Origin of the sequence: Moraxella sp. CTOTU47724, from assembly GCF_032014955.1 — a bacterium.
GTDB lineage: Bacteria > Pseudomonadota > Gammaproteobacteria > Pseudomonadales > Moraxellaceae > Faucicola > Faucicola tetraodonis.
On sequence record NZ_DALZSV010000064.1, the window covers coordinates 1 to 11,637 of the forward strand.

Here is an 11,637-nt window from a genome sequence, read left to right on the forward strand (position 1 = left end):
CGCCAATGGTAGTGTGGTTCGCCCATGTGAGAGTAGGTCATCGTCAGCTCCCTATCCCAAAAACACCCCCTTACATCAGTAAGGGGGGGTTTTGGTCTTTGGAATTCTCAAGACGTTTGATATAGGGTATTGTCGGAAACCTAAAATGCTGAGACACAACCTTTATGCAAACCAAACAACAAAACAGAAGTGTCGTAAAATCCGGTATAAGCTTAAGATGGATGACATTACAAAGCTTGTCCGATGTACCTTTGAACGCTTGATAAAATAGAAAAAGTGTGGCAACTACCACACTTTTAAAAATAAATAAAATACAAGTTTTTTGGCGATTATTTTGATAAATCTATCGCATAATCTGCCAAGCCTTTATTTGAACCGTCGTCATTATTTACGACGCTAATATTGGTTAATCCTGCTTTTTGGGCAAAGTCAATTTTGTTTGCACTCGATTTAAAGGTTACAGGACCCGCTGTTTTTACTTTGGCAAACCGCCAGCTACGACTGCTACCATTATTGGTTAATGATAAATTCTTAGCCGCTTTGATGTAGTTAATCAGGACATCACGATTGGCATCAGGGGATTCAACTACATTGGTACTATTGATGCTGTAGTATTCCTTTAGACCTGATGCACGATAGTTATTGGTTGCGATGATAAATGGTGCGTTGTCTTCAATCGGCTTGTCTTTGTAGGTTAAGTTTTGGATACGGCTACCGATAGGTTTAGTCACATCAATTTCATATTGCACATCGGCTGCGGTAAACATATCAAAGTTATACCCAGGAAAAGTGCTGATTAACGATTGTGGTGTGGTAAGGCTTGGGTTTATTTGATTAAAGCGTTTGGCGGAATTCTCTAGCCATTTTTTGATATCACTGCCTTGTATTTTTACTGCAAACACGGTATTTGGATACAGGTATAAATCAGCCGCATTGTTAATAGCGATATTGCCTTGAGCAACATCCGTATAATCTGAACCCCCTGCAAATCCGCTTTTAAATGGGGCACTCACTGATAAGACAGGGACATCTTTATATTGTGGCAAATTGGCGTTAATATAATCGCTAATATAGTTGGCTTGCGCTTGGTTGACCACTTGAATCGCTGACACATCACCCACATCAGCAAAGTAAGAAGTCATTGAGAAATCGGATGTACCGATTGGGGTTTTGACATAATTAATAGTGGCATTATGTTCTGCCTGAATTAATTGAGCCACTCGCGGGTTAGCTGCGACAAAAGTTTTATCAGCATTTTGGATTGCACGCACTTCCACTTTGGTATTGTTTTTATTGACCACCCATTTTTTGCCATCAAAGGTTAGATTCAATTTGATGACGCCTAACCCTTTACCCCAAAAACTTGGCATGACCGCAGGTACGTTGTTTAATAAGCCATTAACTTTATCAATGCCTGCCTGGTCTAAGCGGGTGTCTTTGCTACTAGCATCAGGAAACACTTGATGTGTGTGTCCCATCAAAATCGCATCAATACCTGCCACTTGCGATAGATGCCAACTGGCGTTTTCCATCGTTGGGCTGTATGGGGATGTATCAATCCCACCATGCGACAAGGCGACAATGACATCTGCACCTTCACTTTTCATTTGTGGCACGTATTTTTCTGCCATTTCTTTCGCACCGGCGGTGGTGACTTTGCCGTCTAGCCATTTTTTGTCCCATTGCATAATACCGGGTGTGGTAAAGCCAATGATGCCAATTTTTAGCGGTACGGTAACCGTCTTACCCTCTGGTGTGGTTGCCGTAAAGGTTTTGGTAATGATTTTATAAGGCTTAAACAGTGGCTGATTATTGCGAGCGCTAATGACATTGGATAAAACCAAGGGAAAGTCAGGTCCTTTACAAGCACTGGCACTTGCAGTTATGCCATCAACATTAAACTGACTGCCTGTAATTTGATTAAGATAGTTCAGCCCATAGTTAAATTCATGGTTACCAATCGTACCTGCATCATATTTTAGGTCATTCATAACTTTATAAATGCCCAGTGTTTCGTCGCATTTGACAGGGTTTACCGTTGCTTGATAGTCACCTAAAGCACTACCTTGAATGGTATCACCGTTATCTAGCAAGATATTATTGGCAAATTCACTACGAGCGTTATTAATAAGCGTTGCGGTTCGCTCAAGCCCAAAACTTTTGTCTTCTGTCAACTTGTAATAATCATAACTCATGATATTATTATGTAAATCTGACGTTTCAAGAATAGTAAAGTTAAGGTTCGTATTGGTAGCGATTTGCTGTGGTTTAGGGTCATTACTATCATTATCATTGTTATTACAAGCAACAAGTGACATGCTTGCTACAATCATGGATGTGGTGAGGCAAATGCGCTTGATTTGGATATTTTTATAATGATGGTTTTTATAATGATGGGTTTTATAGTTCATGATAGCTCACTAAATTAGGCTCAAATAAGAGCGTTGATAAATTTGTGAAATATCATAGAAAGGTTGCGTGACAAAATGATGAATAGTTAGGGGTTAATAAAATTCACTGCCCTCTGCCTACCGTCAAGTGACACTGCAAACAACCAGTTGTTACGACCAAGTACTCACGTATGCATCTGATTGTCTGCCCAATTCTTGGATAACCCTTAGCTTGCTCGCCAATACACCTTAAGTACGCTATTATCCCGACTTAACTGTAATAATTCGTCCAATAGCGAACGCAGTTTTTTCGTTGTTGTCGCTTCAAGACCACCCCAGATGTGGTCAATTTGGCGAGGATGTTGTTGTAAAAAATCTTGCAGTGTCGTAAAAATCTGCGTATGGGGCAGTTGGTTATCATTCGCCACAATTGGCAACACCGTTGCAGGATACTGGGCTAAAACGTCTTCTAAATAAGCCAAATCTAGCGGGCTTTGCAAAAAGGTCAGTACAATCGGCGGTATTGTCTGCTCGCTCATTGGCCACTGCTCTAACAGTCGGGCTACGGTCGGTAGTGAGGTTTCATCAGCGATTAATAGACTTTGTCCCTGTGGCTGATTAACATCGAGATGGTCGATTTTTTCGGGGAATTCTCGCTCACTGGTAAAAACATCGCCTGTTTTTAACGATTTTACCCAGGTTTCGCCAAGACTGATTTCGCCGTTTTTTTCTCCATGACAATAGATATCTATCCAAGCCAGGTTTTGCGTTTCACCGTTTTCATTCACAGTTTGCCATGCCTTGCGAAGCGTATAATAGCGGTAGGGGCGGGGGTGTTTTTTTAGGTCGGTGTCGGGCAGTTTGACATCAAACAAAAACGCATAACCTGCCGGTAAATCGGATAAATCGCTATCTGTTTGCACTGTCAAACGATACATATGGTGACTGACCGCTTCCACGCTTTGCAGATAAAATTGACGCTGCTTGATGTCAATGGTTTTTTTACCTTGTTTGCGGTCACTGCGCTGCAATAAGGCGACATATTGGTCGTTGAATTTTTCAAGGGTTTGGGTCGGCTCACTAAATACCAAAAGCTGATTGTCTAAGTGCGGCTCGTTTTGCGCAAATTGCAAATCCAACAGTAAGCCTTGTTGATAGATTTGGCGTAAGGTCGCATTTTTTAAGGTTTTTTGCTGAACCTTGGTTAAGTTTAGCAAGCCTAACGCCATGTGCTTCATATCATCGCCGTGGTCTTCGTTGATGTGATCGATGATGTCGGCAATTTCGGGGTCATCAAATAAAGTCAGATTTTCTGGGTGCATAGAATGTAATTTTTGTTAGGGCGATAAGGAAAGGACTTGGGGTAACAAGTCCTTTGTTTAGATTTATGAACCTGATTAAAACTTCGCGGTCAAGCTAACACTGGCTTGTCGCTCTGCGCCCATCCAGCAATTGTTGCGGTCATAACAACTACCCACGTAGGTTTTGTCAAACAAGTTACTGACAGTCAAGCCCACATCGAACGTGGGGTTAATTTGATAACTACCAGCCAAATCGACCAAGGTGACGCTTGGCAAAGTATCTGAGTTTTCTCTATCAATCTGCATCCCAGCGATGTGCCGCACACCCACTTGCACCGCGGTTTTGGCGTTGGGTTTCATACTTGCCCACAGTGTGGCGTTGTGCTTGGCAATTTGTTGCGGGGTATTGCCGACCAGTTGCGGATTAAACTCATCCTTGGTGATTTCGGCATCGACATAACCATAGCCGACACCCACATTTAACCAATTGTTGAAACGATGATCGGCAGAAATTTCAAAACCTTTTGACGTGGTTTCACCTGTTTGGGTTTGTTTGGTCCAGTCGATGGCAGTGACCTTGTCATTTTTGCGCGTGATATCGTAGGCAGACAGCGTGGCTTTGGTGGCTTTATCTGGCGAGCTGTATTTTATGCCGACTTCAACTTGGTTGGCGGTGGTGGGTTTAAAGGCTTCACCTGTAATATAGTTGACACCCAATAAGGGTTGAAATGACTGAGCGTAGCTGACATAGGGGGCAAACCTATTGTCAAGTTGATACAGGGCTGACAATCGCCCGGATGTTTGGTTGGCTTCGTTGACGGTGGTTTTTGTATCGCTACCTGTGGCAGTGGTTTTGGTGGTGCTTTTATAGTCATCGTGGCGTAACCCTGCGACCACAGTAAGCTTGTTCCATTGCATTTCATCTTGTAGATAAACGCCGAATTGACTTTGCTCAATATCATCGGTTTGTTGATAGCCTGTCAAACTAAGGACAGTTTTGCTAAATAAATCATAATCAGGATCGCTTAAATCGATAATGGGTATGCCATTGTACATGGCGTCTGCGTACTTAGCCGTGCTGTCAGTTTTTTGATAGTCCACACCCAATAGCAAATTGTGCGAGGTATTATCGGTAATCAGATTATAAGCCAATTGGTTATCGGTTGCCCAGTTGGTCATCTTTTCATCGGTCGTGTAGGCGGTGCGTATAAGCTCGCTGTCTGAGCCTTCGCTAAAGCCTTGATGGTAGGTGTTTTTTTGTTGGGCGTCGGCATCGGTATAACGCAAGGTATGTTTAAAGGTTAATAAATCATTGATTTTCCAGTTAATCGTTTCACTCGGCATAAAGACTTTTTTACTAAAATCATTCCATTTATCGCCGGCGTAGGCATCCGCGTCCAACTTACCATAACTGGCTTTATACACTGTGCCAACGCTTGGTAGTGGGGTAGAAGGGACTTGATGAGGGTCATCTTGATAATACAAATTGGCAAGCACCGAGATATTGTTGCTCGGTTTGTATTCGATAGAGGGATTGAGTAGCACCCGTTTTTCTTCGGTCGTTTGCATTTGTCCGTCTTTTTCACGGGCTAATGCCACCATGCGATAATTGGTGGTATCGTTAATAGGACCTGTGCTGTCAATGGCGATTTCTTTAAGATTATTGGTGCCCGCCCGTAGTCTGATTTCATTCTCAGAAGTGTTTTTTGGGGTTTTGGCGATTTGATTGACCATGCCGCCCGGCTCATTATAGCCATACAGTGATGAAGCAGGTCCCTTGAGTACTTCCACGGCTTCGGTGGCATAGGCATCGACTTGGGGCATTAAATTCCAAGTTCCATCATACGGCAGACGCATCCCGTCATAAAAGTTGGAATAATTCTTAAAACCACGCAGGGTGTATTCATCAAAAATGCCAACCGTCCCACGACTTTCGCTACTGACACCTGGCTCATAACGCAGCGCACTCGCGACACTGTCTGCTTGGCGTTGCTGCAATGTCTCTTGCTCGATACGAGAATAACTCATGGGGGTTTTTTCGGGGTCAAGGGCGGTCTTGGTAGCGGTGGTGCGGTAAGCATCACTACGAATGACCAAGGTATCTAATGTGGTTTCAGGTGCTTCTTCGCTATTGGCTGCAACGTCTGCCAGCACTTGACTGGTAAAAACATGGCTAATACCCACCGCTAAACTAGCCCGTATTGCTACTGATAAAAAAGATAAACGCATAAGTGACCCCGCCACAATAAATAATTACAGAAATTTACAGTATGGTAAAATTAATGAAAATAATAACAATAATCATTCTTATTTGCAATTATATTTAATCCGCTTTAACTGGTTTTAGGGGAGGTCATATAGATTCTTAATGCTCACCAATCACTGTAATGGCATCTAGACTGGCTTTTTCGCGTTGCAAACCGGTAAGCTCACTGAGTTCACCATTTTTCATCATCAACAATCTATCCGCCTTTTCAAAATAGCTGTCATCATGACTGATAATAAACAGCGTTTTGCCCATTTTTTGCAACATGGGAATAATAGTGTGATAAAACACACGGCGATAGGCAGGGTCTTGGTCGGCAGCCCATTCATCAAGCAGTAAAATAGACTTTTCTTCGGCGACAGCAAGCAGCATGGCAAGGCGTTTGCGCTGCCCCTGCGAAAGTTCGGTGGCGCTAAGTTGGTTATCGGTGACGCTGACTTTTTCTTTGATGGCTAAAATATCTAGCCAATTATCGATTAACTCGGCATTGGGCGTATTTTGCGCGCTTCCCATCACAGTTTTAAACAGATAAAAATCGCTATAAATCGCTGAAAATAACTGGCGATAATGGGGGTAATGTTCTGAGGCGACAGGCTGGTTATCGATAAAAATACCGGAATTTTCCGCAAATTTAGGCTGATATAACCCTGTGATGAGCTTGGCAAGTGTGGATTTTCCGCTACCATTGGCGCCAATTAAGAACACCACTTCGCCGCGTTTTAACGTAAAGTTGATATGCTTTAAGCCAAAATTTGCGCTATTGTCATAGTGATAATTTATATTTTTAAAAGTAATGACTTGCCAATTTGGGGTTAAAATTTGGGTATCAAAATCTGGGCTATAGTCGGCAAGCTGTAAGGATTGTATTTTTTCCAAGGCAACTTTAGCCGTTTGCACGGTGGGAAATGCCCCAATCGCCATCAGTAAAGGCGACTGGATAAATAATACGGTGAGGGCAAACGTAGTGGCGGTGGCGGTATCTACCCAGTGATAAATATTGGCTAGGGCATAAATCACCCCAATTACGGCAAACATCATAATATTTGACCAGCTTACGGCTGATAAATGAAAAGTATCTGCTTTGACAATATGGTTGAAATAGTCGCTTGCGTGGCGTTGATAATCATTGGTAAATAGACGTTTGGCACGTTCACGATTTAAGGCAAGTTCTTTTCGTCCATCAATCACCGCTTGATAATCTTGATACAGTGCATCATTGATTTCTCGTAATGTGGCTAAATGGGCATACACATGGCCAACGAGTTTACTGCTGATAAAAATGGTCAGCGTAATACACCCCATGACCACAAGCAGCATTGGCACGGATAAAAACCCCAAATAAACCGCGGTCGCTGTGCAGATAATCACCCCTTGCACCAGCTCAGGCAAGCGTACAAATGCCACGGTAATCGACTGCACATCGGTAGTTAAGCTGGCTAACAGCTTGGCACTACCGATTTTTTCAACTTGGGCAATTGAAGTGTCTAAGATACGTTTTATCAGTTGCGAACGTAATTCAAACACAAAGCGATGCCCTAACTTAGTCAAGGCAAGCTGTGACATAAACGTTGTCGCTAATAAACCCATAATCGCTACCAAAAATACCGCTAATATCTGCCAACTGCCTAAGAGGGGATTATCAGTGCCGACTGCTGTGATTAAAAAACGGTTAATAAAGGCGATAATAGCGACATTCACCAAGGCATTAAGCAGATTGAGCAAGATGACTTTGATAAAGGCAATACGATGCTGTTGCCAGATAAGGGTCATAAGGGGCATGGTAGTAGGGAACATGTATTTCCTGTTTAGCTTTTATTTTTTAGCCAGTCTCAAATAAAAATCGGACAAAGCAAGCTTCATCCGATGGCAAACGTTAACAATGGGTAAAATTAAAAATCAAAGGTCGCTGACAGCTTCAATGTGCGTGGCTCACCTAAGGTAAGATAGCCTGCACCGTTGTCACCTGCCGTATTTTCATAACCGCCTACCGATGACCAGTAGTCTTTATCGGTAACGTTAGCAATCACCCCTTTGAGCGTGACTGCTTTACCGGCAAGTTGGGTTTTATATCTCGCGCCCAAATCCACAGTGGTATAGCCATCGACTGTTAGGGTGTTGGCATCATTGGCGTAACGTTTGCCAGTATGGATGACATCGCCTGTTAAGGTTAAGCCATCTACTTGTGGTAAGTCATATTCTAGCCCTAGATTTAACAAGTTTTTTGCCGCACCGATAACTTGCTTCCCTTCAGTGGCGTCGCTACCGGTGTCTTTTTGTTGGGTATCAAGGAAGGTCACGCCGCCTAGCACTCGCATATTGGCGGTGGGTTGTCCATATACATTGAGCTCAACGCCTTTATGTTGGTTTTTACCATGTGCTTCAAAGGTAGTATCAACGGTAGTATAACGCGGCTTGTTGGTTTGAAAAGCGGTGAGACCTGCACCGATAACGCCGCGGTCGTATTTCACGCCGATTTCGCTTTGTTTGGTGACGTACGGTGACATGGCTTGACCTGCATTGGTCAGCTCAGTTGCTACGCCATCGATGGTGGTAGTGAGAGGGGCAGTTTCGCCTTTGCTGAGGCTTTGCATATAGTTAGCAAAGACTGACCATTCATCGGTTGGGCGATATAATAGGGCAAACGCAGGCGTGGTTTTACTTTCTTTATATTTGCCATTACTGGCTTGGGTGGTGGGGTTAAAACTTTCGTCTTCAATGGTTTGGTGTCTTGCCCCCAAGGTCACTTGAAGTTTATCATCCATGAAGGCTAGGGTGTCTGCCAATGCCACACTGGTGAGCGTGGTTTCGCCTGTCTTGGTAGGATGGTCGATATCGCCACCTGCCAACGCCGCTGCTGACCAGCTGGGTTTGGCGTACGAGGTTGGGTGATATAAATTGGTCGTTAGTGTGTTTTGCCAATCAAATTGGTAAGGCGCTTTTGTCTGTGCTTTATAGATATTGCCAGACACTACCCAGTTATGGTTGATTTTGCCTGAGGTCAGTTTGCCACGAATACCGATTTCGCCTGTGTTGATGTCATCCTCACGGGCATTGTCAAAGCGGTAGGTGGTGCCATCGCCATTTAGATTGGTGACCGTCAAGTTAGCAAGCGAGTTTTCTTCCTCGCCATGACGAAAGCCATACGCGCCATACGCAGTCAAATTTGGGCTAAGGTCATATTCAGCCCGTAATGTACCAAACACATCTTTTTCATTTGAATAACTCCACGGTTGCGACCAGTTGCTTTTGGCATCAGCGGCATTGGGTACACGGGTTAAACCTGACAAGGTAACATTGGTGCGTGTTTTTTGTAGCTCGTTATTTTGATAGCCCAAATCTGCCGATAACCGCATGTTATCTTGGCGATAATCTAAGCCCAAGCCGACCAAACCCAATTTGGCTTTTTCATCATCGACTGCTGTACCGCCGTCTTGATAGGCGACATTGGCACGCACACCGTAGGCTTGATTTGCGCCAAACCGTTGTCCCACGTCTAGGGCAATTTTACCATTTTCGGCATTTTCGCTGCTGATAGTGACTTTACGAATCGGCGTTTGAGTGGCACGCTTTGGCAGCAAATTGACTGTGCCCCCTTTATTACTACCTCCGGGTGCCATGCCATTTAGGAAGGTACTCGCGCCACGTTGTACTTCGACCCGCTCAAATAGCTCACTTGCGATAAATTGACGAGGCATAATGCCGTATAAGCCGTTCATCATGGTATCGTCAGAGTTGGTGACAAATCCGCGAATCAGATAAGCTTCTTGAAAATTACCAAAGCCACGAGCCACACGCACCGTTGAATCTTTTTTTAGGATATCCCCAACAGAATCCGCTTGTTTATTCAAAATAAAGTCATTGGTATAGGCCGTGGTCGAAAAAGGCGTTTCCATGGTCGATTTATTACCCAAAATACCGATACGGCTACCTGTGGCGACTTGCCCACCTTGATAGGCGGGCGGCAAACCAGTTTTTGACGCATCGGCACTTGCAGTCACCACGATTTCATCGAGTAGGGTTTCTGTGGCAGCATCCGTGGTATTTGATTCTTCTGCCATCGCCGCGGTTGATAATAAGCCAATCGTACTGGCTGCCAAAGCCGAACGCACGGCTAAAGATAATAGGGATAAACGCATATTCAATCACTCAAAAGACAATAGATAAAACATTGTTGCGAATGATAACAATTATTATTTCTATTTACAATAAGTAATGATAGCGCAACCAAAGAAGTTATGTTTTTAATTTTTCATACCTTTCATCAACCATAAAAAATATAAACCGCCTACAATGGAAGCGATTGTGCCCGCAGGTATTTCATAGGGAAAAATCGCATAACGTCCCACCCAATCAGCAATGAGCATCAGTCCCGCGCCCAGTAGCGCTGATAAAGCTAATTGGTGAGGTAACTGCACTGCCCCAAGTGTCTTGGCTAAATGCGGCGTCATCAATCCAATAAAACTTAGCGGTCCAACCGCCAGTGTCGAAACAGTGCTTAACACTGCTACAAGGCTAAAAATCAGTATTTCGCTACGTTTTACTGATACGCCCAAACTGCGAGCCATCGTTTCATCTAGGCTAATCACCCTAAGCGGCTTTAGTAGCAAAAAACTGAGCAAAAATAACACAATACCAATGACCATTAATGCCCACGCTGTCACGGGATAAGCATGATATGTTGTGCCTGATAGCCAATTGAGCATCGCTTGTAAGCGCGGGTCGCCTGACAGTTTGATTAAAGTTAAAATACCACCCATCAATGCAGAAATCGCCACACCCACGAGTAACAAATAGCTTGAGGATAGCCGACGAGCAAGCCACAAAACCAACAGTAACACCAAACCCGCACCTAACAGTCCGCCCAATAAAGGCAATCCCAATGCCCAAAAAGAATCGGTTGCCAGTCCCAGTGTGTTTATTATCAATGGACTGAGCACGAACACCAATACCACCCCCAATGCCGCACCTGAACTGATGCCCATGACTTCAGGACTTGCCATCGGATTTCGAGTCAAGTTTTGTAATAGCACCCCGGCGGTAGCCAGCATCAGACCTGTTGCCATTGCTGATAACGTACGCGGCAGGCGAAAACTCTCGATAAAACTTGCCTCGGCATGCCACCCAAAAGTGCCCATCGCATCAGGGGAAATATGTAATACGCCTACCGTCAAAAGTAGTAACAACCCGACCGCAACCACCCAAAAACCGCCACCAAAATATCGGCGTTTGCCGACCAACAGGCTAGGGCTTTGTTCGGCAATCATGGGCTGTTTACTTTGTCGAATGACCAACCAAATAATCAACCCGGCACCTAATATCCCTGTGACCGACCCCACCGGCAGCGTTATGTTAAGTAATGGTTTGAACCAGGGTGACAGCAGCGTCACAATGTTATTGGTCAGCCACAACAACATCGCCCCAAAGGCAAATCCTGCCAGTAATCGTTGTCCAATCGGGCGAATCGCTACTACATTAACGACACTTGCCGCAGCCAAACCGACAAAACTTAAAACGCCCACGCGGCTTACCACGCTTGCCGTGACTACTGCAACAAGGGTTACTACCAGCATACGCACGGCAGCCACAGGTACTCCCAAGGCTTTGGCTTGGCGTTCATCTAGGCTCATGATGGTTAAAGGTTTGACCAAAAACAACAAGATGACGGGCAGGACTAGGCTTA

Annotated in this window: 6 protein-coding genes; all 6 read right to left on the reverse strand. The window is 44.3% G+C overall.

All coding sequences use genetic code 11. The annotated features are described in order from the left end of the window. Window positions 1-329 precede the first annotated feature (329 nt). Window positions 330-2,411: a bifunctional 2',3'-cyclic-nucleotide 2'-phosphodiesterase/3'-nucleotidase gene (locus RTR63_RS10315; protein ID WP_312524100.1), complete on the reverse strand. Its 2,082-nt coding sequence runs from the start codon at window positions 2,409-2,411 to the stop codon at window positions 330-332. 206 nt (window positions 2,412-2,617) lie between these two features. After that, complete coding sequence (locus RTR63_RS10320) at window positions 2,618-3,712, reverse strand: siderophore-interacting protein (protein ID WP_312524102.1); 1,095 nt, start codon at window positions 3,710-3,712, stop codon at window positions 2,618-2,620. A 75-nt stretch (window positions 3,713-3,787) separates the two neighbouring features. Beyond that, complete coding sequence (locus tag RTR63_RS10325) at window positions 3,788-5,920, reverse strand: TonB-dependent siderophore receptor (RefSeq protein WP_312524103.1); 2,133 nt, start codon at window positions 5,918-5,920, stop codon at window positions 3,788-3,790. A 136-nt stretch (window positions 5,921-6,056) separates the two neighbouring features. Beyond that, window positions 6,057-7,751: a multidrug ABC transporter permease/ATP-binding protein gene (locus RTR63_RS10330; protein ID WP_312524105.1), complete on the reverse strand. Its 1,695-nt coding sequence runs from the start codon at window positions 7,749-7,751 to the stop codon at window positions 6,057-6,059. Window positions 7,752-7,846: 95 nt separating this feature from the next. Then, window positions 7,847-10,093, reverse strand: coding sequence for a TonB-dependent receptor (locus tag RTR63_RS10335; protein WP_312524107.1), 2,247 nt, complete (start codon window positions 10,091-10,093; stop codon window positions 7,847-7,849). Window positions 10,094-10,198: 105 nt separating this feature from the next. Further along, window positions 10,199-11,637 (reverse strand): iron ABC transporter permease (locus tag RTR63_RS10340; protein WP_312524109.1); only part of this gene is annotated, 1,439 nt, incomplete at its 5' end.